The following is a 26273-nucleotide window of genomic DNA, read 5'->3' as shown; positions in this document are numbered from 1 at the left end:
CGACGTTTCCGATTGCTTATACAGTGCAAATCGATGCATCATGGATAGATCCATGATGCATCGATTTGCATAGTCGGAACTCTGGTTATTTGAAGGTTGATCTCGATGCAAGAACCTACCTCTCAGTTCCATTCCTTGCTTAGGGTGTGTCTGTTTAGCATCCTATTGGTGCTGGCCATAGCGGCGTGTTCCTCCCCGGAGGTCGAGGGCAAGTCAGAAATTGAATATCCACGCTTTCTGACTGAATCTGAAATGGAAGCGGGGATTGCCGCTCAGCAAGAGGCATTGGAGAGCGGTGGAGTTTCCAAAGCTGATTATGAGGCCTTTTTTAAATCCTGGGTAGAGTGCATGCAAACGAACGATATACCTGTTGTCTCCGCAGGTTGGGACCCAATCACCAACACGGCTTTGGAGCACTGGATTGATATGGATAGCGTGTATATCGATACTCTCGAAGAAAGTGACCAATGGTTTGACGCCTACAGTTACATTGAGAGAGAGTGTCGCGAAGCGTACCTTGATGATATTGAGCTAGAATATGCGCTTCTCAACCCAGAATTCATGAATAACGATATAGCTCTTGAAGTAGATCAGTGTCTTTCCGATGCCGGTGTGAAAACTCCCGAGGCGCTGCCGGAAAATATCAGTGAGTTCAAGATCGAGGCGCCGAGAAATAAGGCACACTTTGTCGATGAATGTGCCAAGGAAATCAGGCTATCGCATTTCGATACTGTGATGAACTCGCATGATTCAGATGGCTAAAGATCAGGTCTAATATGGATGTTACTGGCACGTTGAGTGAGGTTCTTCATTTCGAGGTCTTAGCGTCTTGGCCTCGTCTTTTCGGCATTTCCGGGGCATGTAGAGATAAAGGGATTGATCTTGTGGCGTAATTGCCATCAACTCCACAAACACGAGGAAGTCTAAGCTAGCAATAACGCCAGGATGAGAAAGATTCAATACATAGGAATGTCGCTCCATACCCGATTCTATGATTTCGGCTCACATGAATGGTGATAATGAGTAGGATTAGCAGCTTGGTTCGTGGATTTGTACTCGCCATAGGCGTGGCGTTGACAGTGTCCGCGTGCGCTACCGACCCAGGCGAGCATGATTTCAGCGAAGAGGAATTGCAGACTTTTCAGCAAAATTGGTTGCACAACACGATGGTACGTTTCGAACTCAGGAATGTTGTCCAGCGCCTGAACATAATGTGTATGGAGCAAGCTGGGTTCGATATACACCAGGAAGCGATCGAGTGGCCAGAGGATGAGGACCAGATTTTGGGTAAACAGTTCGGACTGGTTCTTGGAGCTGACCCTGAGAATGTAGACGAACTTGGATATGGCGACCTGATTGATCGAGTCTGGGACCAAGACGGTGTCAGACAGTCCATTCTTAGCGAGTACCAACTCCAAACTTCGACATATCATTATGAATATCAGGTGGCCCTGCGGGGCGAGAGTGTCGCGCGGCTAAATATGCTTGATGGTGAAGTTCCTGCAAGCCACTGGGAAGAAGCGGGAGTGGTCCATACAGTTATTAATGGGGTGGGGGAGATCTATTACTACTCCGAGGGCTGTGAGGGCGAGGTCCTGGAGGCGCTCTATGGAGAAAATGTCTATTCCTTCAAACAGCTGGAAAACGAAGCTGGCCCTGCCGGGCAATTTGACTTCCGGACACACCCCGATGTGGTTGCAGCTCATGAATCATGGGCAGAATGCATGAGCGACTTTGGATTCCCTGGAATGGACAATCCCCTCCATGCACAAGACAGCATCTACATGATGTGGCTAGAGCTTGACAGTCAATATACTCTCGAAGAGCCTCCGGTGGAAAAAATTCGGGCCTCCCATGAACGTGAGATTAATATGGCAAAGGCAGATCTCCAATGCTTGGAGGACAACGACATTAATGAGGTGCAACAGCAGTCGCATGCCGAGAGCGTGGGATTGATACATACAGAGCTTGAAGTCAATAGTTCTGTCTACCTGGAGCAAGCGGCCGAATATCTGGAGCGAGCTCAGATGTTGCTGGAAACTCACGAGTTCGGTTCCTGAGGTTATGTCGGTCGATATTTAATGGGTGCCGGGTCAGCGAGGGAACTGGGAATGGGTGTTCCTTTATGGTGCCGCCGAAGATCACCTACTTCTCCTGCGTGCTCAACGCCGTGATCATCTACCCGGCCGATTCTACGCGGTGCCACCGTGACGTACTCGACATGACAGTACTGACTAAGCCTGTCTCCTCTCTGCTCTAGTACGCAGAACGTCTTGGTCTTGAGAGGCCGACGATGCTTGCCATTACGTTCGACCCTAAACAGATCGTGTCGAAGAGCGCCTACTTTGCAGTGGTAGCCGAAATCGTGACCACCGCAGCCGAGTTCGTCTGCTCACAATCAGGGGGAGTCATCTTCCATACCGACTTTGAACGGCTCGTACTGCGCAACCTCGACGGTACGATCCGCATCGAAACCAACCTCTCCGATCCTGAAGGCTTCAACTACCAGGTCAGACACCTCAACCAAGGCGCCCTCGACCACCAACTGGACAATTGTCGGGCGGCGGTAGCGCACCACCCTCGGACCCGAATTCCATCTTTAGGCTCCCGCCAGTAACATAAGCTTGGCCCGGAAACTGGAGCGGCTCTCGTTGACTGTTTAGGAGCCAATCGAACCTGGAATCAAACTGCCGTGGCAGGAACACCGGGTGCAAATGCGTGGAAGAGGGACGTTAGCTCAGCTGGTTAGAGCACCTGACTCATAATCAGGCGGTCGTCGGTTCGAGCCCGACACGTCCCACAGCGATACGAATACAGTTACCGAGGGTGGGGCCATCATCATGATGGCCCCACCCTCGGTGTAGAGGCTTTCTCACCGTTGCGGCCTCACCTGGTCTGACCGTGATTTTGCGCGCGTTTTAGGCCGAAGTAGTTGCGCGGTCGCGGCTGGTCAGCGATGATTTTGACGTGCCAGACTATTACCTCGACAAGCAACCAGGCCAGACTGAACAGTCGTGGTCTGAGGCCGAATCGTCTCTTCAGCAGTTGCTGGAGGGCAATGGACGTTTCCGCCAGGGCAAGCCCCGTTTCCGTCGCGACATCGTCGCCGCCCAAGCGGCCGCACCCGAGCAGCACCCCATGGCCGCCGTCTTCACGTGTGTCGATTCTCGGGTGACCGCCGAGAGCGTTTTCGATTGCAACTTCGGGCAGCTCGCCGTCGTTCGCACCGCCGGTCACGTACCCGATCGGGCCGCCTTGGGCTCGCTGGACTTCATTGTGGCCGAACTAAAGGTCCCTCTGATCGTTGTCCTGGGCCACGAGCGCTGCGGCGCTATCAGCGCGGCGTTGAACGCCGTCTCCGAGGACACTCACGACCCACGAACCAACTACTTGGTCGAGCAGCTGTGGCAGCCCGCTTCCCAAGCTCTCGAGGAGACCGACCCGAAAAAGGCAGCCAGCCACGCGATGCGGCTTCAGGTTCTGCGCACCATCACCGACCTGAAGCGACGGCCCGCCTACGCTGACATTCTGGTGGTCGGCGCTGGTTATGACCTCGATACCGGTACGGTCACACTCATCGACAAACTGTGAGGGAGAACCAATGTCAACCCAGCCGTTGAGCCAAGGTGAAGTAGAACTGGCACTGTCCAACCTTCCTGGTTGGCACTTTGAGGACAATAAGCTGTCGGCGGAATTCGAGTTTCCGAACCACCTTTTCGCAGTCGCCGTCGTATCGGCGATCGGCTTGTTTCAAGAAGAACTCAATCACCACGCCACCTTGAGCCTCACTTACAACAAGCTCATCGTTGTCACGACCACTCACGACGCGGGCAACAAAGTCACCAAGAAAGACATCACGTTGGCTCACAAGATCACCGAATTCGTTGAGTGACTTGAGTTCTCGACTCAATTTAGGCCTGGCTTGTGGTCGACTTCTGTAGTTGTTTTCTGTCATGATGGAAGAAAACAGCGGTGAGGAGGTTCGACCATGAGCCTAGATGCCACACGCGCTACCAAGAACGATCGTAAATTCACTTTGGGGCGACTGAATATGGCCCGGCGGCGGGGGCGGCTGGGGCCCGAGGAATACCGGCTCCGACGAGACCTCGCCAAGAAGGCGGTCCGTCGCGGCGAGTTGTCGGTGCTGCTTGAAGACCTGTCCGACTTGACTCCGGGCCGTGACCATTGGCGTTATGGCCGTTGGCGGGGGCCGGTTCGCGAAGGCAGCGAGCTGGAAGTACAACGGGTCATCGGAATCGTGGTGGCCGTATTCTTCCTAGTCTTGGTGTTCGTCACTATCTACGCGGTCATTTCCGCAGTTCAAGGGTGGCTCTAACACACGGTATGTCGTGACGATGGAGTCGATGGTCCCAGCGGCCTCCTTGCAGATACCAAGTGCCGCGACGACCGACTGCTCTCCAGGCATGCTGAGGGCTCGCCAGTTCCCTTATTGTTGGTGTGTCTACTGTCCGACATAGCCGTCTTGTCGCCACAACGTGGCCTTGAGAACGGGAACCTCTGAGACCAGGGCCGCTGCGCGACACCGCACGCGAAGGACCCGCCACCCCTAGAGGGCGACGGGTCCTTTCCCGCCCGTGTGATCAGGTCTTCGGATCAAACGTTAACGCAAGAAGTCTTCCAATACCGAGTCGAGGCGGGAAAGCTTCTCCTCAATCCACGGAAGCTTCACCGGATCAGCCGACTCTAGGGCCGCCAATCGCTGTTCGGTGCCGTTGCCGTACAACTGGCTGGTTGCCACTCGCGCTGTGAGCGTGCCGGTTGGCGCACCAAAGGCGGACCCCGGTAGGACCCCGACGTTGAAGTCGTCCAACAAAACCTGGGCCAGCCCCGCGCTGTCCTCGATACCCCACCTTTCCTCAAGCCGTTCGCGGAACATCTCGAAATCGGGGTAGACGTAAAAGCCTCCCTGCGGCTCCTGAATGGCCGCGCCATGCTGGGCGAAGACGCCAGCCACCGCGCGGGCCACCGCCGCGTGCAATTGTCGCGACTGTCCAACCCGCTCGACTAGTTCGGTAGGGTCAGACCACGCGTATGCCGCAGCGTGTTGCATCGGCATTACTGGTGCTGACCACATTTCGCTGGCGGCGGAGGCGACGGCCGCGCGCAGTTTCTGGCCCAGAGGAGATCCTGGGAACCGGGCCGCCCCTATACGCCAGCCACCCAGGGCCAAATTCTTACTCAGCGATGTCGTCACGACGGTGCGTTCCGGTGCCCACTGAGCCGGGCTCACCACATTGGACTGATCGAAGACTAGGTCACGGTAAATTTCGTCGGAAACGATGACGAGCTCGTGGCGGCGCGCGACCTCGGCCAACTTCTCGACGGTCTGCTTGCTGGCTATGGTTCCAGTCGGATTGTCCGGCAGCGTCGCCACCACCGCGGTAATGCCGGGCTGGTCGCGCAGTGTTTGCTCCAGCGCCTGCGGATCGGTTACCCCTCCCTCTCCAGGCAGAGTCGGGACCGTGATGGCCTTGCGGCCCAGTAGCTCGATCTGCGCGGCGTACGATACCCAACTTGGTTGCGGAATCGCGACGTCCCCTTGCAGCGAATGCAGTGTGGCGTAGAGAAGAGACTTACTCCCTGGGCCCAACAAGACTTGTTCGGCTCCTGTGGTCAGTTCGCGCCGGGTCCAGTAACCAGCGACCGCGTCCCTAGCGGAACCGATCCCGGCAACCGGGCCATAGTTCGCCTCCCCGGCGGAGGCGGCCAATTGACCGATCAGTGCCGGATGTACCGGTAGACCGGCCTCCCCGAAGGCCAGGGCGAGGACGTCTTGCCCCGCGGCCCTGCGGGCGGCGATGATTTCGTTTGCGGCGAGCGTGGCTGATACCGACACCGTCTTCTCCTAGCTTGTGTCTCTGTGGACTCCTCAACTTTCACGTTCTTTGAGCATTAACGCAAATATTTCTACCTGTTACTTAGGCTAAGATGTCCTTATGCTTGATGTTCGCCGTCTGCAACTGCTCTATGAATTCGCCGCCCGTGGATCGATCGCATCCACCGCCAGCGCCGTGTCAATGACCGCCTCAGCGGTGTCACAACAGTTGGCCGCCTTGGAAAAAGAAGCCGGTATGGCACTGCTTGAACGCACCGCTCGCTCCGCCCATCTCACCGATGCCGGTCGCCGATTGGTCGAACACGCGGGGACCATTTTGGACGCCATCGAGGCGGCCGAGGCAGACCTGGCCGCATTGGACGATGATCCGCGAGGGCGGGTGACGGTGACGGCCTTTCCCACTGCGGCGGTGGCGCTGGCGGCCCCAGTGGTACGAAGGCTGCGTAAACACAGGGACCTGACGATGGTGTTGCGGCAGCAACGCACGGCGGCCAGCAGCATTAAGCAGGTGCGTTCGGGCGACATCGACTTGGCGCTCGTCGATGATTGGTCTGGGGTGGCCCGCTCGGGGCCCCAGGGGCCGTTGACGTTTCATCATCTGGGCTATGACCCCTTGGTGGTGGTGTTGCCCGCGCGTCATCGCGAGGCCGGAGAGGACCGATTGTCGGCGTCCCAACTGATGGGGGAGCCCTGGATTGCCTCTCCGGAGGGCGAACCGTCGCGGACGGCGCTGGAGAGGCTGTGGCGGGCCGAGGGAGTCTCGGCCCCTTCGGTTTCGGAGTTCGAGGGGCTGGGCACGATCCTCACTCTGGTGGGAAAGGGGCTGGGGGTGACGGTCGCGCCCCGCATGGCGACGGTGTCGCACAGCGGCGTGGCGGTGCGGAACTTGTCTACGCCGGTGTCGGGGCGCGATATCTACGCGGTGCATCGGACGGCCTCGACCCAACGTCCGGCCGTGATGGCGGTGTTGCAGGTGCTACACAGTTCCGCCAAACGCTTGGGCTCGGCTTCGGAGGCATGAGAAGTCTGGGCTAACCCAATCCCGCTTCGTCTCGGCCGGGGGCGGTGGGGTTGGCGAATTGGCGGATCAGGTTGAGGGCTTCTTGGCGGTGAGTGGCCAGCATGTTGTGGGTTGCTCCGTGTAGGTGAGACACCCAGAAGTTGGGACGGGCCTCGGCGATGTCGCCGAGCAAGCGGTTGCGGCCCCTCGCGGGATTGGCCGCTGCCGCGTAGGCCGTTCGCGATGACGCGCCGCTCGATGGCTAGGTGAGGTGGTGGTTCGGCCCAGTCCTCCAAGATTCCCCGAGGCCATGAGCCAGCCCATGGAAGATCGGGCGGTATCGCGACAAAGAACGTGGCCAGGAGCTGCGCCACGGTATGCTTCACGGTCGCGCTGTCGGGGCTGAACAACCTGTCGGTCCACGGGTGACCTCGGTCAGAGCGTGCCCTTGCAGGCGAACGAGTTCAAGGTGGTCGTCCGTCCATGTTTCGAGCGGATCTAGCAGGGTCTTGGCCAACATTTGCGTTAGCTGCGCGGCCACTTCGTCGCGTGTGGGCATGTTCCAACTTATAAAGCGCCACCATGGCAAGAGATCGGCAGTATCCACCACCGGCCGATGGCCCGAAAGCGCTCACATGTCGTTGTCATACAGTAAAAACATGATCGCTCGTATGTGGGAAGTCAAAGCTCAACCCGACGCCATGTTCGAACTGCTGGAGTGGGTGCGCCGACAAGCTCTCCCGCAGCTACAACAAAATATCGGGTACAGCCACGCCGAAGTGTACTCCTCGCAGGACGACCGGGTCGTCCTCATCGTCACGTGGGAAACCGATCCGCAACCGGTACCGCCAGCCCCTTCGGAACTTCTCGCCCGCGAACCGCACAGCTGGGATTTCCATCCAGTCACCCTAGACTTATCGGCACCCCAGCCCCTCAGTCGGTCTTTGGATGAGGCGGCTCCTCGTCGCCCCACGCCACGTCATGAATGTCGCGTTTCTTCCGGGTGGCCGCAGGGCGTTTCGTCGGTGGCTTCAGCACATCGGCGTCGCTCTTGGGTTTCGGAGGGTCCTGTTTGGCGAACCAGGCGGCCAAACCAGTCGTCAACGGCACCGCCGCGATCAAACCAAGGGTTCCGATGACGGCCCGGGCGATCTCGGTGGCGATAAGCTGGCTGGTCACCACCTGATCCAACGGCTGCGCGGCAGCCGCGATCAACACCAGCAGCGGCAAGGCCGCACCCGCGTACGCCAGTACCAGCGTGTTGACGACCGAAGTGATGTGGGCTCGCCCCACCCTCATTCCGGCCGTATACAGTTGCAGCCGCGAATAGCGCGGGTTTGCCTTGGTCAACTCGTCGACCGTCGCCGACTGCGAAATAGTCACATCGTCGATGACGCCCAAAGCGCCGATGAGAATACCGGCCAACAGCAGCCCCGACATGTCGATGCCATAGTGCATGCTCAACAGCGACGTCTCGCTGTCGATGATCCCGTTGATCTGAGCCAGGTTCACCGCCGCGCCAGCCAACACCCCGGTGATCAATAGCGAACCGAGCGTCCCCAGCACCGCCATGGTCGTCGACCGATTCCACCCGTGCGTGATATACAGGCTGGCCAGCATGATCGCTGAGGCTCCCACGATCGCCACCAGGAGCGGTGGCTTGCCGTCCAAAATTCCGGGGACGATAAACAACAACACCAAGGCAAAGGTCAACGCCAGACTCACCAACGCCCGCGCGCCCTTCCACCGACCAAACGCGATGATGGCCACGACAAAAGCGATCAGCAACGCCCACAGCGCTTGCCCACGCTCATAGTCAATGATGTGGTACGGGTTCTCAATCTGTCCCTCAGGCAAGTGCATGAGCACCACCCGGTCGCCCGATTCGACATCGACCGGGGAACCGGGCCCGAACGGAATATCGGTGATGATCTCGGTTCCCGCATCCGGCCCCGAGGTGACCTCGACCAAGACCGTGCCACATCGCTCAGGGACCATCCCGGTGGGCATCCCGTCCTCATACTCGGGACACGGCTCCTCCAAGACGGCAATAACCTTGCCGGACTCCTCATTACCCTCGTCGAAACCCTCGGCGTCCTCCAAGCCATAGGGCCACAGCATCAATAGCCCCGCCAATGTAGCTAGCGCGGCGGGAATCAAGATCAGCAACGCGCTGCGTGGCACCCGGTCATTGGCGACCTCGTGATGCGCCGCATGATCGGCTGCCGCGCTGCCGGAATTGGCTGGCTCGGCTTGGGAGCTGTCCTCGAATGGGGGATCGCTGTCGCTTCGGTGATGGCTGTTCACGTCTCGGCACTACCTACAGATCGGCGAAGTGGACGAAGGACCGTCTCGGCGCTGGCGACTGCCAGCGCCGTGCTCGGTCGGGGCCGTCGCCAGTTGCGCAATGGGCCGGTGACGGTGGAGATCACAGTATAAGAACACCAGCGCGGTGCCTGTCTCGGCGCGCGGGTCGGCCGCCGCGCTCACCTGACCGGAGGGGGTGATTTCGATCGCGTGGGCGTGTCCGAAGATCACATCCAGGCGGTTCACCTCGTGTCCTCGTTGCCGTAGGCCGGTCTCCCAGGGGGTTGGTACGTCTTGTTCTAGGTTGACGCCGTGGGAGTTTGACCAGGTGTCGAACCCGGTTTGGCCCGCGTCTAGTCGGATCCGGGGTGCGCCGATGGCCTGGGTGACGCTCTGGCCGCCTCGCAGAATCCGGTCGAGAATTTGGGTGACGATCTGCGGTTGTGCGTCTCCGCCCATGGTGCCTGTGACCAGGCGCAACGAGCCGTCTTCGCGGGAGACGAGAGCGGGAAGGAGTGTGTGTGGGGGCCGTTTGCGTGGCCCGTATTCGGCGGGGTGGCCGGGTGTGAGGTTGAAGCCGATGCCTCGGTTTTGCAAGGCGATGCCGGTGCGAGGCTCGAATAGCAGGGAACCGAAACCGGCGGCGTTGGACTGGATGTAGGAGACGGCCATTCCTTGGGAGTCCGAGACTGCCATATAGGTGGTGCCGCCGTCAGCTTGAGGCCCGCTGACATCGGCGCGGGTATCGGGGTGGATGCGCTCGGCACGACTGGCTGCTTCGAGCAGGATCTTTTCAGCGTCGGCGTGTTCGTGCAGGAATTCGGGTCGGTCGTAGCCAGCTAGGCGGCAGGCCTCGATGATGTAGTGCGCCCACAGCCCCTCGTCTTCGCGGGAGAATTCCAGGTGGTCGAGGATACGCATTGCCAGGCTCAGCAGGTAGCCCTGTGAATTGGGCCGGGAGGTCCATAGGGTGTGTCCGGCGGTGGTGGCGGCGAGGGCCTTTTCCCAATTGGCTTGCTGGGTTCGTAGGTCCTCGGCGGTGTAGAGGTCGGTTCCATTCGCGCCGAGTCCGGCACCTAGTTCTATGAGCCCTGCGCCGAATGGGCCTTCGTAGAAGCCTTCGCGGCCTTTGCTGGCGATGTCGCGCAGTGCTTGTGCGGTGCGGGGGCGCCGTAGCTTCTCTCCGGCGCGGGCTTGGCGGATTTCCTCGGCCCCGTCGACGCCTTCGAGCATTGTCGCGCCTTGCTCGAGGGATTTCGACGAGGGCCAGCCGTTTTCGGCCAGGTTGATCGCATCGGCGAAGAGATCGGCCCACGGCAGCGATCCGTATCGCTGGTGCATGGCGGCCCATCCGTCGACGCATCCGGGGACGGGAACCGCGTGTGGGCTGTGGTGGAACGGAATGCGGTCCAGTCCGTCGGCTCGCAGGGTTTGGGCGCTCGCGCCGCTGCCGGAGCGTCCTGAGGCGTTGAGCGCGGCTGGGGCGGGAGAGGAGTCGTCCCAGACCAGCGCGAATAGGTCGCCGCCGAGGCCGCAGAAGTTTTGCGAGGTGACGGCGAGGACAGCTCCGGCGGCTATGGCCGCGTCGACGGCGTTACCACCTTTTTCCATGATGTCGGCTCCGGCACCGGAGGCGTGGGGACAGATCGAAGAGATCGCAGAGTTGTTCGGCATGGTTGCAAACCTAACGGGTCGCAGGGGCCGCTGTTAAGTCGTGGGACTGAGGCGGTGGAGTCGGTTTGCTCAGCAGGCGGGTAGCGCGCCTGGCGGTCGGGATGTCTTAGGTGAAGGAGGGGCCTCGCCACTTGATGGCAGAGGTGGAGCGCCACAGTTGTAGGAGGGCCAGATTGCCCTCGACTTCGAGGTCGGTGAAGGGCAGCCGGTTCCACAGGGCCAGGTACAGCAGTTCCAGAGGGCCCGAGACGACGCAGTCGGGGCGGGCGGTGGCGGTACGGGTGACGCGAGGCGGTTCCACGTCGGATAGGTGCACGTACCAGGAGCCGGTGTCGACTTCGGCGTCTGTTGCGCGGATGTGGATGAGACTGGGAATGGGAGAGCGCACGTCGCTTTTGGTGCGGGCGTGAAATCCGGTGAGGAGTTCGTCGATGCCATCGGCGGCGAATCCGCGCTTGACTGAGGAGATTTCGTCGCCGCGGGCCGATTCGACGTCGACTCGGTGGATGGTTGTTTCGTGGGCTTGGCGGCGGGTCCAAAACTGCAAGGAGGTCCCTACTGGGAACACTTGGAAGCATTCCAATTCGGGTGAAGCTTCTTTGAAAGCGCCTACCAACTGTTGCAAGCCGTTGCTCACCCAAGGCACGAGATCCTCGTCGGAAGGTAGTGGTCCGACCAGTGCTCGCATTTCTTCGGCATTGGGGCGGTGTTGCCTCTGATGCGTGACGATGTCGTAGGCCCACCGGTGAATACCTCCCAAATGTCGCAGGAGGTCCCGCACCGTCCAACCCGGGCACGTGGGGACGGGAGCGTTCGGAGAAAGCTCATCACCAGCTATGACGATCCGGGCCCCTTCACCCAGCAAGGTGTTAATTGAATCGTCAATGTCCATATCTTTGGAGTCTTCCACTCTCGTTATGTGTCTCGCAAGATCAGGCAACGACCAAAATCGAAAAGTTAACCGCCATGCAAAAATAGCTAGATACACTGGGTGATCGTGACAGCCTCCAGGCAGAGACTCCTAGTAATTACCGACACTACCCAGTGTGGGCGTCCCCTCGTGGATCAGATCAAGTTGGCTTTGCAGGGCGGTCCCTTCAATGTCTTGCTACGCGACAAGCACCTGCCCTGGGATGCCCGTCAGGACCTGGCCGCGCAACTGACGCCCCTCATGGTGGCGCATGATGCGCAGCTGATCGTGTCTGACCCGCCGGAGCAGTGCGAGGCAGTTCATCTGTCCGCCTCCGCCCAGCGGCCCCGACGACGCCCGGCATTGTTGGGGCGTTCCGTTCATCCCGGGGAGGTCGTGGACGTGAGTTTGGATTACGTCACGTACTCGCCGGTGTATCCCACCGCCTCGAAACCAGGCTATGGCCCAGCCGTGGGTCTTCGGGGATTGCGCGAGTTCTGCCGCGAATATCCGATCCCGGTGGTGGCGCTGGGCGGTATCACGGGGCCGCAGCAGGCGCGAGACTGTCGCCGCGCCGGGGCGTGGGGGGTCGCGGTGATGGGCGCGGTCATGTCGGCCAATGAGCCGCACACCGTTGTGGCTGGTTTGCGAGAGGCGATTGAGTCTCGGTGAGTTCCGCATCTGGCTCAGCCCGCCCAGAGAACACCAGTGGCCACCGGGCGGGCTGGGGACGGTTACGGGGTTCTAGCCGTCGGTACGCCCGTAGCCGGGGGTGCGCGTGAACATTTCGAGGAAATGGCCGTTGGGGTCTGAGAAGTAGACGCCGCGGCCGCCTTCGTATTGGTAGATCTCACCTATTTGCTTGCCGTGCGGGTCGGCTTGGAATTGCAGCCCCAGTGCCTTGATGCGGGCGAATCCTTGATCGAAGACCTCATCTGCGACCAAAAAGGCATAGTGCTGACTGGTGATGTCCTCACCCTCGGTGACGGTGAGGAAGTCCAGGTCGACGGAGTTAGTCGTCCTCACTTGCACGAACGGGCCAAATTCTCCGTGAATGTGGAGTTGAAGAATGTCGGCCCAAAAGCGCGCCGATGCGTATTTGTCGCGGCAGACAATGACAGTGTGATTGAGTTCGACTTTCATGATTGATTCCTTATATGGCTGGTGGCAGCCGCGAAGAGTGGGAGAGGAGCGGATCTATACGCGCGTGCCGTATGGCTCCAGATCAGATTTTTCGCGCTGCCTGAGTTTTCTGGTTTCGGTAAGAAAGCGTATTCGGGACTAATGGGCCCGTCAACGAACAAAGGGTCCACTTCCATCGTTACCGTTTCGAAACAATTTTCACAGATTGGAAAACTTTGCAGTTCGCTTGACAATCAGGCGCACGGTATACCAAACTTTTTGTGACTATTGACACCCCTCCATAGGATGAAAAAGGATAGAAGATTGCCTAAACGTTTCTTGTGCGTTACCGCTTCTGCCGCAGCGATAGCGTTGGCTGCAACCGCTTGCGGCGCGCCCGACGAAGAGCCCGGCGAAGAACTGCCAGACTGGGCCGCGGACTGCGACACCTATGCTGACTACGGCTCCTTCGACGGGGAGACAGTCAGCATCTCCAGCTCCATCCGGGGGGATGAAGCCGACGAGATGACCGCCGCCTGGAGCTCGTTCGCCGAATGCGTGGGCATCACCATTCAGCACGAAGGCTCCGGCACCTTCGAGTCCGACATGCGCGTACGCGTCGACGGAGGCAATGCCCCCGACATCGCACTTTTCCCGCAACCAGGCCTCATGTTCCAATTCGTCGACAACATGGTCCCGGCCGATGCCGACACGCAAGCCGCGGCGCAAGAGGGATGGACCCAAGACTGGCTCGACTACGGAACCGTTGACGGCCAGCTCTACGCTCCACCACACTCGGCGAACGCCAAATCGTTCGTCTGGTACTCGCCCAGCTTCTTTGAAGACGGGGGATACGACATCCCCGAAACCTGGGACGAAATGATGGACCTCACTGAGACCATCGCCGCGGACGGAACCACGCCCTGGTGCGTCGGATTCGAATCCGGCGAAGCCTCAGGCTGGCCCGGCACTGACTGGATCGAAGACGCGGTCCTGCGCGAGTCGCCCGAACTCTACGATGACTGGATTGACCACAACATTCCCTTCGATGACCCGGGCATCGTCGACGCTTTCGACCGCGTCGGAGAAATCCTGCTCAACGACGACTACGTCAACGGCGGACACGGTGGCGTGAACACCATCGCCACCACGTCCTTCCAAGAAGCCGGCTACCCGGTCGCCGACGGCGAATGCGCCATGCACCGCCAGGCCTCCTTCTACTCGGCCATGTGGCCCGACGACGTCGAAGTCGCAGAAGACGGAGACGTCTTCATCTTCCAGCTGCCCGGCGACGAGCCCGGCGACGCGCCAATGCTGTTTGGCTCGGAATTCGTGGCCTCGTTCTCCGATGATGAGGCAGTCCATGCCGTTCGCCAGTTCCTGGCCAGCGCCGACTACCACAACCTGCGCATGACCACCGGGTCGTGGACCACCGCCCACCAAGGCGCCGACCCAGAGAACGCCCGCGATGACGCGCTCGTTCGCGCCGTGGAGATCCTCCACGACGAGACCATGACGTCACGCTTCGACGGATCGGACTACATGCCCGGCGAAGTCGGCGCCGCCGCGTTCTGGACCGGAATGCTCGACTGGCTGGGAGGCACCTCCGCGGAGGACGTCACCAGCAACATCGAGAACGCCTGGCCGAGCGACTAGCCACGCATGAGCTACACGCAAGGTTCGTGACACTGTGAACACTTCACAACTGGTGTCGAAACTGACTATGCTCGGCCTCGGCCTAGCCGCGTTCATCCTGGTGATCGTGGTCCTGCTGGCCCTGGCCGAGCTGGTCGCCAAACGTGGAAGCAAAGCTCTGACGGCGGCGGTATTCCTCGCCCCCGTCGGGCTGCTCCTGGGGGCGGGTCTGGTCGTTCCGGCCGCCCGCACCCTGGGCTTGTCCATGTTTGACGGCAGTGGAGAGAACTTCGTCTGGTTCGCCAACTTCCAATGGATTTTCACCGACTCCGGCGCCCAGATAATCCTCCTCAACACCCTCCTTTGGGTAGTCCTCACCCCGCTGATCGCCACCGGTATCGGACTGCTCTACGCAGTCCTCATCGACGGCAAACGCGGCGAAGCGATCTACAAGTCCTTGGTCTTCATGCCCATGGCGATCTCCTTCGTCGGCGCCGCCGTCATCTGGCGATTCATCTATGACCATCGAGGAGGAACCGACCAAATCGGCCTGCTCAACCAGGTCGTGGTGTGGCTAGGCGGAGAACCACAGGCATGGCTACAAATGTGGCCCTGGAACACCCTGCTGCTAATCGTGGTGCTCATATGGGTCCAAACCGGTTTCGCGACCGTGGTCCTCTCGGCCGCCCTCAAAGGCATCCCCGCCGAGATCCAAGAAGCTGCCCGCATCGACGGTGCCACCCCCTGGCAAGAATTTTGGCGCGTCACGATCCCCTCGATTCGGCCCGCGATCATCGTCGTGGTCGTCACCATCTCGATCGCGTCCCTAAAACTGTTCGACATCGTTCGCACCATGACCGGCGGTCAATTCCGCACCGGCGTGGTGGCCGACTCCATGTGGTTCCAGGCATTCCGACTGGGCGAAGCCGGGCGCGGCGCGGCGCTGGCCGTGGTGCTGTTCATCATGGTCATACCGATCGTCGCCTACCAAGTGCACAACCTTAAGCGCCGACAGGAGGAGACACGATGACATCCATTCCTCCGGCCAATGCCCCGACCCCCGATGACGACAACGCGGTCGACGTCATTGACGACATCACCTCGAAAGAACAAGTCAAGGCGAGGCCGAAACCGCGCACCGAAGTACCCTTGGCCTCCGGTGGGCACCGGCTCCGCAAGCTGCTTACTAGCCGGGTCGCCAGCCTGGCCGCGATTGTCATCGCAGTACTGTGGACGATCCCGACCGCCGGTTTGTTCATCAACTCGATTAGGCCCGAGGCCGACATCCGGTCCTCAGGCTGGTGGACGTTCCCGTTTAACCCCAACGTCACCCTCGACACGTACAACTACGTGCTGTACTCCACCGGCTCCTCTGGTGGGTTGGTGAATTACTTCGTCAACTCGTTGGTGATCACGATTCCGGCGGTGCTGTTCCCGGTGGCATTCGCGTCCATGGCCGCCTATGCGCTGGCCTGGATCAACTTCCGCGGTGCCACCTGGCTGTTCATCGGGATCTTCGCCTTGCAGATCGTGCCGATTCAAATGGCGCTCATCCCACTACTGAGTTTCTTCAGCCAGGGACTGACCATTGGAGAGCTCACGGTGATCCCCGCGTGGAATCTCAGTGGGAGCCAAACCTTTATCCAAATATGGATCGCGCATACGATCTTTGGTTTGCCACTGGCGACGTTCCTGCTGCATAACTTCGTCTCGGAGCTGCCACGCGATGTGATGGAAGCGGCGCGGGTCGATGGCGCGAGCCATTCGGTGATCTTCCGCAAGATCGTGTTGCCGCTGATCACCCCGGCTCTGGCCTCGATCGCGATTTTCCAGTTCCTGTGGGTGTGGAACGACTTCCTCGTCGGTTTGGTCTTTGGCGGTGGCCCGGCTACGCAACCATTGACCGTGCGGTTGGCCGACATGGCTGGCACGTGGGGCGATGGCTGGACACGATTGCCAGCGGCCGCCTTTATTTCCATCCTCATTCCGCTGTTGGTGTTTGCCTTGCTGCAACGATTCTTCGTGCGCGGTTTGCTGGCAGGCAGCGTGAAGGGGTAATGACAGTGAATGGAGCCTGACAGGACCCAATGGCGGGTTTATCGCCGTTGCGGATGGTTTGGTGGTTTCGGGGTTGTGCCCGGCCGGATTCCGCCCGCAATGTACGAGGAGAGGTGCGTATGCGCTGGCCATGACGCCACTGGAGCGATTGCTTCGGCAGCGGCCCCTGGGGTTGGCCACACATACTCGCCATCGATCCTCGATGTCGGCTTATTTACCGTTTGATTCCCCATGGTGGATACAGGCGGGTCTGACTGACCTTAATGGTCAGTCAGACCCGCCTGTATCTTGTGCGCTGGAAGTGGGAAAACGTCGGTGAACGCGGATGGCGGTCGCTTAATTGCGCGAAGATCGTTCGTCAACTGTCAGATTTCGGCACAATGAAAAGTAAGCCAGGCATCCCCCGGATTGGCAGATTCCCGACAGTGACTGGCCCACCCATTGAGGGGTAAGAGTTATGTCGTATGCGTATATGTCAGATTCGCACTATGTGCCCGAAGCTCACGGGCAGACCGTGAGGCCCGAACAGCCGTCCATGCCAGCAGAGCGAGGAGCTGACACAAATAGGGACGTGGCGGTCGATCCCTACGTCAACCAGAACAACATCGGTGTTATCGCCGGGGTGATCATTCTGGTGGCGTTCGCCGTCATCGCGCTCGTGGTGTTCGCCTCCACCGGCACTACGAACAGTTCGATGTTGTGACCAGCCTCGACCGTCCCGAGACTGGGTATCGGGACGGTCGGATACGCAGGCTGACCAGTGATGCCGGGACCCGGTCCTCAAGGCCGCAGACTGGGTTGACTCGACCGGCGACCACACGGGGGCAGCCGCAGGCCACGTCTTATTGGTGGGATGAACGTGTGCCACAGGAAGGAGAGATATCAGCATTAGACATTCGCATAACCTTCAAAAAATCCTTAGACAGAAAAACGAAGAGGCCGAACAAGCCAGTTCGGCCTCTTCGTCGTGCTAGCCCGACATGATGCCCGTCTCACCGGCCAACCCGCACAAGAGGAGTCACTACCCCAGCGACCTGCTTCAACACCGGCAAACAGCACCCGGTGACCTCAACAAGTTCCCCGGCCACGTCACGCCAGGCACACCGGTGTCGTTACGATTGAGCACGTGGAAATCTGGCGAGGTATTCAGGCGACCCCCACTGGCTGGGGTCGTTCGGTCGTCACCGTCGGCGTGTTCGATGGCGTACACCGGGGACATGCCCAACTCATCGGCTCAGCGGCCAAACAGGCACGCGAACGCGGCCTCAAGTCCGTCGTCGTCACCTTCGACCCGCACCCAGCACAGGTGGTGCGGCCCGGCTCGGCCCCAATGAGACTGTCCACCCTTAGCCGCCGCTGCCAACTCCTCGCCGAGCTGGGCGTCGACGGCGTATGCGTCCTCCCCTTCACCAAAGAAATGTCTCGGCAAAGCCCAGAGGAGTTCGTGCACACCGTGCTGGTCGAACGGCTACACGCGGCACAAGTCATGGTCGGAGAGAACTTTCGCTTCGGATACAAAGCCGCGGGCAACCTAGATCTCCTGCGCAACCTCGGGCAACAGTGGGGCTTCTCCGTCGTGGCCGCGACGCTGGAAGGCAACGACGAGGCCACCTTCTCCTCGACCTACATTCGCACCTGCATCGCCGCAGGCGCGGTGAGCGCGGCCGCCGAAGCGCTTGGACGCGAATACGACATCGAGGGAATAGTAGTGCGAGGAGCCGGGCGAGGAGGCTCTCAACTGGGATTTCCCACCGCTAACCTGTCGTACGAATCCGACGTCGCCGTCGTAGCCGATGGCATCTACGCGGGCTGGCTCACACGCGCCGACGGTTCACGACACGCCGCGGCCATCTCGGTGGGAACCAACCCGACCTTCGCTGGGGAAAAGAGAACCCTCGAGGCCTATGTTCTGGACTTCGACGAAGACCTCTACGGTGAACAGGTCAGCATCTCCTTTACCGAGCGACTGCGCCAGATGCTCAAGTTCGACAACGTCGATGAACTCATCTGGCAAATCGAGACAGACGTCGCACAGACCCGCGAGGTGCTGAAGCGTCAATAGCGGATTGGTAAACTATCCAGGTCACAAAGACAACCGTGACCGGACGTACCTGCCCGACGCCGCGGATACGCCCGAAAAACATCACTCCTTCGGCCACAATGTGCCCGGAGAATCCATCAAGAGGGAGCTTATGGCGCTCGAAGCTGCTAAAAAAGCAGAAATCATTTCCGAATACTCCACCGGCGACGGGGACACCGGCTCCACCGAAGTGCAGGTCGCATTGCTGACCGCGCGCATCGTGGAACTGACTGAACACGTCAAGGAGCACAAGCACGACCACCACTCACGTCGTGGTCTGCTACTGCTAGTGGGTAAGCGTCGCCGTCTGCTGAAATACCTGCAGAAGGAAGACATCTCCCGCTACCGTACGCTCATCGAGCGCCTCGGGCTGCGGCGATAGAAGACGTCAAAGGGAGCGATTCGTCGCTCCCTTTTGGCTTATTTCGTACCCTTGCGCCACGCCGATGAGGGTAGCGTTAGAACCGGCTCGCCCGCGCTACCGACTCGCGGCAGCGATGCCGCACCGACCGGGTCGGGGGAACACACTCCGCCCGGACGCGCGCATGGCGGCAAACGCCACGTTGCGAACGCGCGGACACCGCTGGCAAGCCGACAGGTTAGACAGCGCCCAGCCACCGACTGCCGGTCCTCGGTAGTGGCACCCGGACAACGTCACCGACCACGGTCACCACGACCCCATCAGGTCGGACGATCCGACCAACCCGGTCGAATCAACAGACGCCACACCGAGTGCTTCGATCGATGACCGGCCAGAACCACAAACCGGCCGGGCGCTCCAACACATGTGAAATGGAGCAAACGACTCATATGACAGAGTCAACGACAGAACACGGCGCTGAGGCCATAAACCTAGGCGAACACCACGCCACAGCCGTGATCGACAATGGAGAATTCGGCACCCGCCGTTTGACGTTCTCCACCGGGCGACTCGCCCGTCAGGCCCAAGGGGCCACCCTGGTGCAGATGGACAACACAATGGTGCTGTCCACCACCGCAGTTAGCAAACAGCCGAAGGACCACTTCGACTTCTTCCCGCTGACCGTCGACATCGAAGAGCGGATGTACGCCGCCGGCCGCATCCCCGGCTCGTTCTTCCGCCGCGAAGGACGTCCCAGCGAGAACGCCATCCTCACCTGCCGCCTCATCGACCGAGGACTACGTCCCTCGTTCGTCTCCGGGCTCCGCAACGAAGTACAGGTCATCGGCACGATCCTCGCCGTTGACGACAGCGACGAATACGACGTCGTGGCCATGAACGGCGCCTCCCTGTCCACCAAACTGTCCGGGCTGCCCTTCTCAGGGCCACTGGGATCAACCCGCGCCGTCCACATCGACGGCCAATGGGTCTTCTTCCCCACCCTGGAACAGATCGCACGCGCCACATTCGACATGATTGTCACCGGCCGCGTCCTCGACGATGGCGAAGTAGCCATCATGATGGTCGAAGCCGAAGCCACCGATAACGTCTTCGCCCTGGTCGAAGGCGGAGCGCCCAAGCCGACCGAAGAAATCGTCGCCGAGGGACTCGAAGCGGTCAAGCCCGTCATCGCCGAGCTATGCCGCGCCCAGAACGAGCTAGCCGCCGTCGCGGCCAAGCCCGTTGGCGACTTCCCGCGCTTCCTCGACTACGGCGAGGACGTCTTCACCGCCGTCGAGACCGCAGTTGCCGCAGAAATGACTGCCGCGCTCGCCATCGCCGACAAGGTCGAGCGCCAAGACGCGCTGGACAAGGCCAAGGAGTCCGCCCTCGAAAAGATCGGCAGCGACTTCGAAGACCGCGAAGGCGAGATCAGCAACGCCATCCGCGCACTGACCAAGAAGCTAGTGCGTGAGCGGGTAGTCCGCGAGCAGGTCCGCATCGACGGACGCGGCCCCGCCGACATCCGTCCGCTCTCCGCTGAGGTGAAAATCCTGCCGCGCGTGCACGGTTCGGGCCTATTCGAGCGTGGAGACACCCAGATCATGGGCGTCACCACCCTCAACATGCTGCGCATGGAGCAGTCCATCGACACCTTGTCACCGGTGACGAAGAAACGCTACATGCACAACTACAACTTCCCGCCCTACTCCACCGGCGAAACCGGCCGCGTGGGCTCGCCCAAACGGCGCGAGATCGGGCACGGGGCGCTGGCAGAGCGGGCGATCATTCCCGTCCTGCCCAGCCGCGAGGAGTTCCCCTACGCGATCCGACAGGTGTCCGAAGCGCTGGGTTCCAACGGTTCGACGTCGATGGGCTCGGTGTGCGCCTCCACGATGTCGCTGCTGAGCGCGGGTGTGCCGCTGCGAGCCCCTGTCGCCGGTATCGCGATGGGTCTGATCAGCCAGGAAGTCGACGGAAAGACCGCGTACGTCACGCTGACCGACATTCTGGGAGCCGAGGACGCCTTTGGCGACATGGACTTCAAGGTCGCCGGTACGCCGGAGTTCGTCACGGCGTTGCAGCTGGACACGAAGCTGGATGGATTGCCGTCCGACGTGCTCGCTGGTGCGTTGCAGCAGGCCAACGACGCGCGTCACGCGATTCTCGACGTCATGTCCGATGCGATTTCGGAGCCCTCGGAGCTGTCGAAGACCGCGCCGCGCATCACGACCCTGAAGGTTCCGGTCGACAAGATCGGAATGGTCATCGGCCCGAAGGGGCAGACGATCAACGGCATCACCGAGGAGACCGGCGCCGACGTCACCATCGAGGACGACGGCACGATCTATGTGGCCGCCGAGTCCGGCGAGGCCTCCGACGCCGCGATCGACATGATCAATAGCATCGCGAATCCGACGCTGCCCAATCAGGGAGACCGCTTCCTGGGCACGGTCGTCAAGACCACCGACTTCGGAGCGTTCATTTCTCTGCTGCCGGGCCGCGACGGGCTGCTGCACATCTCGAAGATCGGTGATGGCAAGCGCATCGACAAGGTCGAGGACGTGCTCAACGTTGGCGACAAGGTCGAAGTCCAGATTGCCGACATTGACGCTCGCGGCAAGATCTACCTCGACAAGGTCTACCCCGAAGGTGAGGAGCCGCCGCAGCGCGAGCGTCCCAAGCGCGAGGGTAGCCGTGAAGGCCGAGGTGGCGACCGTGAGCGCAAGCCGCGCGATGAGGATGGGGGAGAAGGAGGCGACCGTCCGCGTCGTCGCCGTCGCCGTCGTCCCGGAGGAGACGACTAGGTTCGGTTTCGGGTGGCGGCGCTAGCCGTCCCTGTAACAGACATCCAAGGTCCGCCGAGGCACAGCGCCTCGGCGGACCTTGCTGTGTGAGGATCGAGCCCGGCCGGTGGCCCACTCTGGGGCGAGCTGGGGAAGCGTTCAAGCCAAGGTGGCCCGGTCGCGACGTAAGGTGAGGGCGAACGTGATGCGAAGGAGAAACCATTGATCAAGGTAGGTGTGATCGGGGCGGCCGGTCGGATGGGGACGGCCGTGTGTCAGGCGGTGGAGGCCGCGGAGGGGATGACCGTGGCCCAGACGGTCGACCATGGGGACGATCTGGCCTCGCTGGTTGAGGCAGGCGTTGAGGTGGCGGTCGATTTTACCCGTCCCGACGTTGTGATGGACAACCTCAAGTGGCTCATCGACCACGACATTCACTCCGTCGTCGGCACGTCGGGCTTCGATGCGGCGCGCTTGCGGCAAGTCGAACAGTGGCTGCGCGATAAGCCCGAACTCGGTTCGGTGATCGCCCCCAACTTCGGAATTGGGGCGGTGCTGATGATGCAGTTCGCTGCCAAGGCCGCGAAGTTCTTCGACTCAGCGGAAGTTATTGAGGCTCACCACCCGCGTAAGGTGGACGCACCCTCGGGAACGGCCGTGCACACTGCGCGCTTGATGGCTCAGTCGCGCGAGGAAGCCGGGTTGGGTCCGGGCCCGGACGCGACCCAGCAGCAGCTTGAAGGTGCCAGGGGAGCGAACGTGGATGGGATTGCGGTACATGCGATCCGCGCGGAGGGCTACATTGCCAGCCAACAAGTGTGGTTTGGCTCGGCAGGGGAGAACTTCACCATCAGCCATAATTCGGTGGACCGGATGTCCTTTATGCCAGGGGTTGTGCTGTCGATCCGTAAAGTGCCCGCCGTGCGGGGGCTGACCGTAGGCATCGACGCTTTTCTCGACTAGCGCTAACAGATAGAGGCTTATGCAAAAGGCACTTTCAGCGTTCTCTTCGGCTCGTTTACCTGCGTAAACTTTGCCTCCTGCGGCCTTGAATGTGCATTTTTGCATAAGCCGCATACAAAGAATGTGCCTCCGAAAGGCTTGTCACCAATTGACCCGTCGGTCCAGTGGTGGTCGCTACGCCTTTCGGAGGCACATTCGTAAACCGTTCACAAAACGAAAGAAACTCTCAGGACTTCTGATACGAAGTTCTGTATTCAGTTGTCAACGCGTGTATGACGCATTACCACTTGTCGCCGCCACCGTGCGCCTCGTTGTACTCGATGCAAGCGCGGTATTCCTTGCTGTTGGCGATCAGACCCAGGTTGGCGGCGTTGTTCCAGTCCCAGTTCAGGGCGCAGATGTTCGACAGAACATTGATGTCACCCTCGCCGGAGCCGCTTCCGTAGGTCGTGCACAGTTCGCGGTACTCCGAGTTGGCGATCTTCAGGATGCTGATGACGTCGCCGTTCCAGTTTCCGATGCACAGGTTCGACAGCACGTTGATGTCGCCGGAGCCGTAGCTGCCGTGCTCCTCGACCACGTCGGCAGAAGCCGAGGTCGCGGAGCCGACGGCGAGCGCGCCAGCGAAGGCGACGGCGGTGATGGTCTTGAGCGTCTTACGGAACATTGTTCCCCCAAAGAGTTTCGTTTTCGTGTGATGCCTGCCCTGACGGGCAGACTCGCTCACGATACCTATGGGAGCACTCTTTGTCGGTTATTTCGTAGTTGCGCGGTGTGTCGGCTTTATGACGTCCATGGGTGGGGGTGCGATCGCGACAGGCCCGATGTCACCTATGAGCGTCGGTGACACATCGCGACCGGGCTAGGGCCAGTACCGGTGTGGCACCGCCTCTGGTCAGCCGTGACCACTAGTTGCGGGTGGGGGTCGGCTCTGGATCGTCCGCGTCCGCCTCGTGGTCCTCATCGTCGTCTTCGTCCTCGTCCACCTCATCGTCGCCCGCGTCGCCCTCGTCGGTGGAATCGTCGCCCGGAGGTGTTGTCTCCGGGGTGGAGTCCTCCGTTGGCTCGGCAGTGCCCTGGTCGTTCTCTGGCTGGTTTGTGTCCTCGCCGCCGGGAGCGGGGTCCCATTGGTCGACCGACTCTTCGACGTTGGGCGTCATGACGCCTGGGGACGGTCCCGGGGAAGGACTGAAGTAATAATTCGGGTTCTTGTCTTGAGCCAGCGCCATGACCGTCAGGGCCACGACGGTGATGAGAAAGACGAGGACGGTCGAGACGGCGATGGAGACCCACAGTTTCTTACGGGAGGGTTTCTCGTCTTCGTCTGTCGCCTCCGGACCTGTCGGCCCTGGGTGGCCCCCCTCAACCACGGTCAGGTCGTTCTGGCCCTGGAAATTCAGCTCCTCTGCCAGCGTCGGGTCCGCCATGGTCACCGTCGCGACGCCGGTTGCGCGGCCGTTCTCGTCGACGGTGCCGAATTCGACAGTGGCGTCAGGGTCTCCGACGGCGAAGATATGGGTCGAGCGGTATGCCCCCGCGTCGGTGTCCCAGTCCGGCCGCAGCAACGCGGTGGCGTCGCCGTCATAGTCGGATTGTTGAGAATTCGGCCTGCCGCCCACCGCTCCTTTGAGCGGCACCTTGATCTTTTCAGTGGTCTTGTTCGTGAAATGCACGAGCAGTACACTGCCCACCGACGTGATCAAGCTCAACACGGCGGTACCGATGATGGTGCCGTACACGCCAATGACGGTTGCGAAGACGGCCCCGAGTGTGGCGGCTCCGGCGGCGGCGAGCACCTGGACGACACTAAGGTCAAGGCCGGAGTTCTTGTGCTCGCCGGTGGGGGTGTCCTCGCCTTTCTTGGGGTCCAATTGTTTCCTCTTCTCCACAGGGATGCGACGCTGGCAAGACCCTTCAGCATACGGCGTACAGGCCGACAAAGCAGCCCGTTAACCTGCGAATATGCCCGAGGTCACGCTGTGAAGTCGAACGCTAACCGCAACCTGTCAGCAAGCTTCGAAGAGGCTGAAAGTCTGCTGAGAGACGCCTCTAGCCACGAGGGAGAAGAGTCGCAGGTGGCGAACGTGCCGGCTAGAGAGAATAGCGGCGCAACATCCGGTACTGCCACAAACCCATGAGCGCCAGGATCGCCACCGTGCCGCCGCCGACGGTGGCCAACAACATACCGGCATTGCGCCCAGCCGCCTCGGCGGTGAGATGGTGTTCCTCGCCCAAGGCCAAGTTCCAGGTGACGGTACGACCATCGAGATCCCCGTTGTGGGCGGTGACTCGGCCGGGGAACGTCACCGACAAAGTGATCTCAGGTGAGGGCACCTGTTCGCTGAGATCGAACTCGAGCGGATCGTATCCTTGCAAGTTCCAGTAGGCAGTGAGCTGGTAGCGGGAACCGTCCCGCACGATCTGTAGCGAGTCCTGCCCCTCTTCGAGCGAGGCGAAATCAGACAGCGGCTGACGGGCGAACGAAGCGGTTTCGCCGCTGAAGCCGTCCTGACGATAATCGCGACGATCCTCGATACCGGGAAGGTCGCCCAAGAGCGCGTCAATGAGGGCATCGGCTTGATCGGGGTCGAAATCGATGTCGGCCGAGGCCGCCTCGGCCAGGAAATCATCGCTCCACGCCGCGACAATGTGACCGTCGACGGTGTCGTCGTCGTTGATGACCAAGTCCAGTTCCAGCCGCATACAGCCGGTGCTGGCCAGCAAGGTGACAAGCGTGCCGACAATGAGCAAAAGCGGCCGATATCTCATCGCCTTATCGTAAGGCCGTGATCGGGCGCCCGGAGGTGGTTTCGCCGTCGCGGCCTCTCATGGGCGGCCACGATCCACTGCTGGGATTCATTCTTCTGTCATAGAGATGTCGGTATGCCAGCGACGCTGCACGACATTGGCCGCAGGAGAGGTGTGTCGGTACTCGGTACCCTCCGGCGCCCAGCCCGAACCGGCCAGAAAATTCTCAGTGTCGGAGTCTCCAGCCAGGACAAGAGCGTAGGCGTAGCGAATCTTGCCTTCCCTCCAGTGGTCCACCGCCGCGGCCAAGAGCCGGGAGCCGTGCCCCTGCCGGCGGTGCCCCTCGGCCACGATGATCGGCTCGATAAAGGCCGATTGTTGGAAGTTTGGGACCCCGGAGTCCGGCTCGGGGAGGGTGACGGCGGCGAAACCAACGACCGTTTCGCCCAGGCTCGCGCCGTCTTGTTGCAGGTCGCTCTGGCCGGTGCGCGCGATCGCGGCCGGCGAGGAGGTCTTGTCAACGGCGACATAGACCCGAGAATAGTGATCGGGCGGGGACTCGATGGCCTCACGCCAACGGTTGACCATCCACTCGTGATCGAGGTTCTCCATGACCTCAGAGGGGATCAGGCGGCGGTATGGGCCGTGGAGCACGTCCCAGTGCAGTTGCGCGATAGTGGCGGCGTCAGTCGTGCGGGCTGCACGCACAAAGGAGGGTTGCATCCCGCCTAGCCTAAGGGGGATAGGCTAGGCGGGACGAGGGAGGTTCCAG

The 26273-nt window shown here is 60.8% G+C and carries 29 protein-coding genes and 1 tRNA gene; 18 read left to right on the top strand and 12 right to left on the bottom strand.

Annotation, left to right across the window (positions count from 1 at the left end; translation table 11 throughout):
* Positions 1 to 168: 168 nt before the first annotated feature.
* The 8 genes from JQS30_RS11100 (at position 169) to JQS30_RS11070 (ending at position 4336) form a co-directional block, all read left to right on the top strand.
* A complete protein-coding gene (locus JQS30_RS11100) occupies positions 169 to 762 on the top strand; it encodes a hypothetical protein (protein ID WP_213170336.1) in 594 nt (197 codons plus the stop codon).
* A 257-nt stretch (positions 763 to 1019) separates the two neighbouring features.
* Positions 1020 to 2060, top strand: coding sequence for a hypothetical protein (locus JQS30_RS11095; protein ID WP_213170335.1), 1041 nt, complete (start codon positions 1020 to 1022; stop codon positions 2058 to 2060).
* Between the two features lie 65 nt (positions 2061 to 2125).
* On the top strand, positions 2126 to 2260 hold the full coding sequence (locus JQS30_RS17575; RefSeq protein ID WP_281398352.1) for a hypothetical protein: 135 nt from the start codon (positions 2126 to 2128) through the stop codon (positions 2258 to 2260).
* 33 nt (positions 2261 to 2293) lie between these two features.
* On the top strand, positions 2294 to 2617 hold the full coding sequence (locus tag JQS30_RS11090; protein ID WP_213170334.1) for a hypothetical protein: 324 nt from the start codon (positions 2294 to 2296) through the stop codon (positions 2615 to 2617).
* Between the two features lie 109 nt (positions 2618 to 2726).
* A tRNA-Ile gene (locus tag JQS30_RS11085) sits at positions 2727 to 2800 on the top strand.
* 167 nt (positions 2801 to 2967) lie between these two features.
* Positions 2968 to 3591, top strand: a complete 624-nt coding sequence (locus tag JQS30_RS11080; protein WP_213170333.1) for a carbonic anhydrase — start codon at positions 2968 to 2970, stop codon at positions 3589 to 3591.
* Positions 3592 to 3601: 10 nt separating this feature from the next.
* Entirely contained in the window at positions 3602 to 3892 is a 291-nt protein-coding gene (locus tag JQS30_RS11075) for a 4a-hydroxytetrahydrobiopterin dehydratase (RefSeq protein ID WP_213170332.1), read from the top strand.
* Between the two features lie 96 nt (positions 3893 to 3988).
* Positions 3989 to 4336 (top strand): DUF1707 domain-containing protein, encoded by a 348-nt coding sequence (locus JQS30_RS11070; protein ID WP_213170331.1) that lies wholly within the window; start codon positions 3989 to 3991, stop codon positions 4334 to 4336.
* A 285-nt stretch (positions 4337 to 4621) separates the two neighbouring features.
* Here the strand turns inward: JQS30_RS11070 and JQS30_RS11065 are convergent, their stop codons facing one another.
* Entirely contained in the window at positions 4622 to 5857 is a 1236-nt protein-coding gene (locus JQS30_RS11065) for a pyridoxal phosphate-dependent aminotransferase (protein ID WP_213170330.1), read from the bottom strand.
* A gap of 100 nt (positions 5858 to 5957) precedes the next feature.
* Between JQS30_RS11065 and JQS30_RS11060 the strand changes: the two genes are divergently transcribed.
* On the top strand, positions 5958 to 6878 hold the full coding sequence (locus JQS30_RS11060) for a LysR family transcriptional regulator (protein ID WP_213170329.1): 921 nt from the start codon (positions 5958 to 5960) through the stop codon (positions 6876 to 6878).
* Between the two features lie 10 nt (positions 6879 to 6888).
* Here JQS30_RS11060 and JQS30_RS11055 read toward each other — a convergent pair whose 3' ends face one another.
* The 6 genes from JQS30_RS11055 to JQS30_RS11030 all read right to left on the bottom strand — a co-directional run bounded on the left by JQS30_RS11055 (position 6889) and on the right by JQS30_RS11030 (position 11748).
* Positions 6889 to 7050 (bottom strand): hypothetical protein, encoded by a 162-nt coding sequence (locus JQS30_RS11055; RefSeq protein WP_213170328.1) that lies wholly within the window; start codon positions 7048 to 7050, stop codon positions 6889 to 6891.
* Positions 7051 to 7239: 189 nt separating this feature from the next.
* The gene (locus JQS30_RS11050; protein WP_213170327.1) at positions 7240 to 7416 is read right to left on the bottom strand and encodes a hypothetical protein; all 177 of its coding nucleotides are present in this window, start codon (positions 7414 to 7416) and stop codon (positions 7240 to 7242) included.
* 187 nt (positions 7417 to 7603) lie between these two features.
* A complete protein-coding gene (locus JQS30_RS11045) occupies positions 7604 to 7756 on the bottom strand; it encodes a hypothetical protein (protein ID WP_213170326.1) in 153 nt (50 codons plus the stop codon).
* 34 nt (positions 7757 to 7790) lie between these two features.
* Positions 7791 to 9164, bottom strand: a complete 1374-nt coding sequence (locus JQS30_RS11040; RefSeq protein ID WP_246497881.1) for a YibE/F family protein — start codon at positions 9162 to 9164, stop codon at positions 7791 to 7793.
* A gap of 9 nt (positions 9165 to 9173) precedes the next feature.
* Positions 9174 to 10838 carry a gamma-glutamyltransferase family protein gene (locus JQS30_RS11035; protein ID WP_213170325.1) on the bottom strand — a complete coding sequence of 555 codons (1665 nt, stop codon included), beginning with the start codon at positions 10836 to 10838 and terminating at the stop codon, positions 9174 to 9176.
* Between the two features lie 106 nt (positions 10839 to 10944).
* Positions 10945 to 11748, bottom strand: a complete 804-nt coding sequence (locus tag JQS30_RS11030; protein WP_213170324.1) for a maleylpyruvate isomerase family mycothiol-dependent enzyme — start codon at positions 11746 to 11748, stop codon at positions 10945 to 10947.
* Positions 11749 to 11829: 81 nt separating this feature from the next.
* On the opposite strand from JQS30_RS11030, the gene JQS30_RS11025 reads away from it, so the two are divergent.
* Positions 11830 to 12420 carry a thiamine phosphate synthase gene (locus tag JQS30_RS11025; protein WP_425498822.1) on the top strand — a complete coding sequence of 197 codons (591 nt, stop codon included), beginning with the start codon at positions 11830 to 11832 and terminating at the stop codon, positions 12418 to 12420.
* A 72-nt stretch (positions 12421 to 12492) separates the two neighbouring features.
* Here JQS30_RS11025 and JQS30_RS11020 read toward each other — a convergent pair whose 3' ends face one another.
* Positions 12493 to 12891 carry a VOC family protein gene (locus JQS30_RS11020; protein WP_213170322.1) on the bottom strand — a complete coding sequence of 133 codons (399 nt, stop codon included), beginning with the start codon at positions 12889 to 12891 and terminating at the stop codon, positions 12493 to 12495.
* 285 nt (positions 12892 to 13176) lie between these two features.
* Here JQS30_RS11020 and JQS30_RS11015 point away from each other — a divergent pair, with 285 nt between their 5' ends.
* The 8 genes from JQS30_RS11015 (at position 13177) to dapB (ending at position 22753) form a co-directional block, all read left to right on the top strand.
* Entirely contained in the window at positions 13177 to 14526 is a 1350-nt protein-coding gene (locus tag JQS30_RS11015; protein ID WP_213170321.1) for an ABC transporter substrate-binding protein, read from the top strand.
* 67 nt (positions 14527 to 14593) lie between these two features.
* Entirely contained in the window at positions 14594 to 15535 is a 942-nt protein-coding gene (locus JQS30_RS11010) for a carbohydrate ABC transporter permease (protein ID WP_213173056.1), read from the top strand.
* Positions 15532 to 16563: a carbohydrate ABC transporter permease gene (locus tag JQS30_RS11005; protein ID WP_213170320.1), complete on the top strand. Its 1032-nt coding sequence runs from the start codon at positions 15532 to 15534 to the stop codon at positions 16561 to 16563. Before JQS30_RS11010 ends, JQS30_RS11005 begins: the two co-directional genes overlap by 4 nt.
* A 472-nt stretch (positions 16564 to 17035) precedes the next feature.
* Positions 17036 to 17266 carry a hypothetical protein gene (locus JQS30_RS11000; protein WP_213170319.1) on the top strand — a complete coding sequence of 77 codons (231 nt, stop codon included), beginning with the start codon at positions 17036 to 17038 and terminating at the stop codon, positions 17264 to 17266.
* Between the two features lie 423 nt (positions 17267 to 17689).
* On the top strand, positions 17690 to 18625 hold the full coding sequence (locus tag JQS30_RS10995) for a bifunctional riboflavin kinase/FAD synthetase (RefSeq protein WP_246497877.1): 936 nt from the start codon (positions 17690 to 17692) through the stop codon (positions 18623 to 18625).
* A 130-nt stretch (positions 18626 to 18755) separates the two neighbouring features.
* Positions 18756 to 19025, top strand: a complete 270-nt coding sequence (rpsO, locus tag JQS30_RS10990; protein ID WP_213173054.1) for a 30S ribosomal protein S15 — start codon at positions 18756 to 18758, stop codon at positions 19023 to 19025.
* 428 nt (positions 19026 to 19453) lie between these two features.
* Positions 19454 to 21811, top strand: coding sequence for a polyribonucleotide nucleotidyltransferase (locus JQS30_RS10985; protein ID WP_213170318.1), 2358 nt, complete (start codon positions 19454 to 19456; stop codon positions 21809 to 21811).
* Positions 21812 to 22012: 201 nt separating this feature from the next.
* The gene (gene dapB / locus JQS30_RS10980) at positions 22013 to 22753 is read left to right on the top strand and encodes a 4-hydroxy-tetrahydrodipicolinate reductase (protein WP_246497876.1); all 741 of its coding nucleotides are present in this window, start codon (positions 22013 to 22015) and stop codon (positions 22751 to 22753) included.
* Positions 22754 to 23033: 280 nt separating this feature from the next.
* Here the strand turns inward: dapB and JQS30_RS10975 are convergent, their stop codons facing one another.
* The 4 genes from JQS30_RS10975 to JQS30_RS10960 form a co-directional block, all read right to left on the bottom strand.
* Positions 23034 to 23420, bottom strand: coding sequence for a hypothetical protein (locus JQS30_RS10975; RefSeq protein WP_213170317.1), 387 nt, complete (start codon positions 23418 to 23420; stop codon positions 23034 to 23036).
* A 241-nt stretch (positions 23421 to 23661) separates the two neighbouring features.
* Entirely contained in the window at positions 23662 to 24624 is a 963-nt protein-coding gene (locus JQS30_RS10970) for a hypothetical protein (protein WP_213170316.1), read from the bottom strand.
* A gap of 220 nt (positions 24625 to 24844) precedes the next feature.
* Positions 24845 to 25522, bottom strand: a complete 678-nt coding sequence (locus JQS30_RS10965; protein ID WP_213170315.1) for an LppM family (lipo)protein — start codon at positions 25520 to 25522, stop codon at positions 24845 to 24847.
* An 87-nt stretch (positions 25523 to 25609) separates the two neighbouring features.
* Positions 25610 to 26224 (bottom strand): GNAT family N-acetyltransferase, encoded by a 615-nt coding sequence (locus JQS30_RS10960; protein ID WP_213170314.1) that lies wholly within the window; start codon positions 26222 to 26224, stop codon positions 25610 to 25612.
* Positions 26225 to 26273: the final 49 nt, after the last annotated feature.

The organism is Natronoglycomyces albus, assembly GCF_016925535.1.
Taxonomy (GTDB): domain Bacteria; phylum Actinomycetota; class Actinomycetes; order Mycobacteriales; family Micromonosporaceae; genus Natronoglycomyces; species Natronoglycomyces albus.
The sequence above is the reverse complement of the archived record's forward strand: the minus strand, read 5'-3'. Positions and strand labels throughout refer to the sequence as shown.

Bases quoted from the DNA above. Each gene is read 5' to 3' on its own strand.
- JQS30_RS10975 (WP_213170317.1), bottom strand. From the start codon at position 23,420: ATGTTCCGTAAGACGCTCAAGACCATCACCGCCGTCGCCTTCGCTGGC.
- JQS30_RS11035 (WP_213170325.1), bottom strand. From the start codon at position 10,838: ATGCCGAACAACTCTGCGATCTCTTCGATCTGTCCCCACGCCTCCGGT.
- JQS30_RS11070 (WP_213170331.1), top strand. From the start codon at position 3,989: ATGAGCCTAGATGCCACACGCGCTACCAAGAACGATCGTAAATTCACT.
- JQS30_RS10960 (WP_213170314.1), bottom strand. From the start codon at position 26,224: ATGCAACCCTCCTTTGTGCGTGCAGCCCGCACGACTGACGCCGCCACT.
- rpsO (WP_213173054.1), top strand. From the start codon at position 18,756: ATGGCGCTCGAAGCTGCTAAAAAAGCAGAAATCATTTCCGAATACTCC.
- JQS30_RS11000 (WP_213170319.1), top strand. From the start codon at position 17,036: ATGTCAGATTCGCACTATGTGCCCGAAGCTCACGGGCAGACCGTGAGG.
- JQS30_RS11010 (WP_213173056.1), top strand. From the start codon at position 14,594: ATGCTCGGCCTCGGCCTAGCCGCGTTCATCCTGGTGATCGTGGTCCTG.
- JQS30_RS11075 (WP_213170332.1), top strand. From the start codon at position 3,602: ATGTCAACCCAGCCGTTGAGCCAAGGTGAAGTAGAACTGGCACTGTCC.
- JQS30_RS11090 (WP_213170334.1), top strand. From the start codon at position 2,294: ATGCTTGCCATTACGTTCGACCCTAAACAGATCGTGTCGAAGAGCGCC.
- JQS30_RS10985 (WP_213170318.1), top strand. From the start codon at position 19,454: ATGACAGAGTCAACGACAGAACACGGCGCTGAGGCCATAAACCTAGGC.
- JQS30_RS11015 (WP_213170321.1), top strand. From the start codon at position 13,177: ATGAAAAAGGATAGAAGATTGCCTAAACGTTTCTTGTGCGTTACCGCT.
- JQS30_RS11095 (WP_213170335.1), top strand. From the start codon at position 1,020: ATGAGTAGGATTAGCAGCTTGGTTCGTGGATTTGTACTCGCCATAGGC.
- JQS30_RS11060 (WP_213170329.1), top strand. From the start codon at position 5,958: ATGCTTGATGTTCGCCGTCTGCAACTGCTCTATGAATTCGCCGCCCGT.
- JQS30_RS11020 (WP_213170322.1), bottom strand. From the start codon at position 12,891: ATGAAAGTCGAACTCAATCACACTGTCATTGTCTGCCGCGACAAATAC.
- JQS30_RS10965 (WP_213170315.1), bottom strand. From the start codon at position 25,522: ATGAGATATCGGCCGCTTTTGCTCATTGTCGGCACGCTTGTCACCTTG.
- JQS30_RS11005 (WP_213170320.1), top strand. From the start codon at position 15,532: ATGACATCCATTCCTCCGGCCAATGCCCCGACCCCCGATGACGACAAC.
- JQS30_RS11045 (WP_213170326.1), bottom strand. From the start codon at position 7,756: ATGGAAATCCCAGCTGTGCGGTTCGCGGGCGAGAAGTTCCGAAGGGGC.
- JQS30_RS17575 (WP_281398352.1), top strand. From the start codon at position 2,126: ATGGTGCCGCCGAAGATCACCTACTTCTCCTGCGTGCTCAACGCCGTG.
- JQS30_RS11050 (WP_213170327.1), bottom strand. From the start codon at position 7,416: ATGCCCACACGCGACGAAGTGGCCGCGCAGCTAACGCAAATGTTGGCC.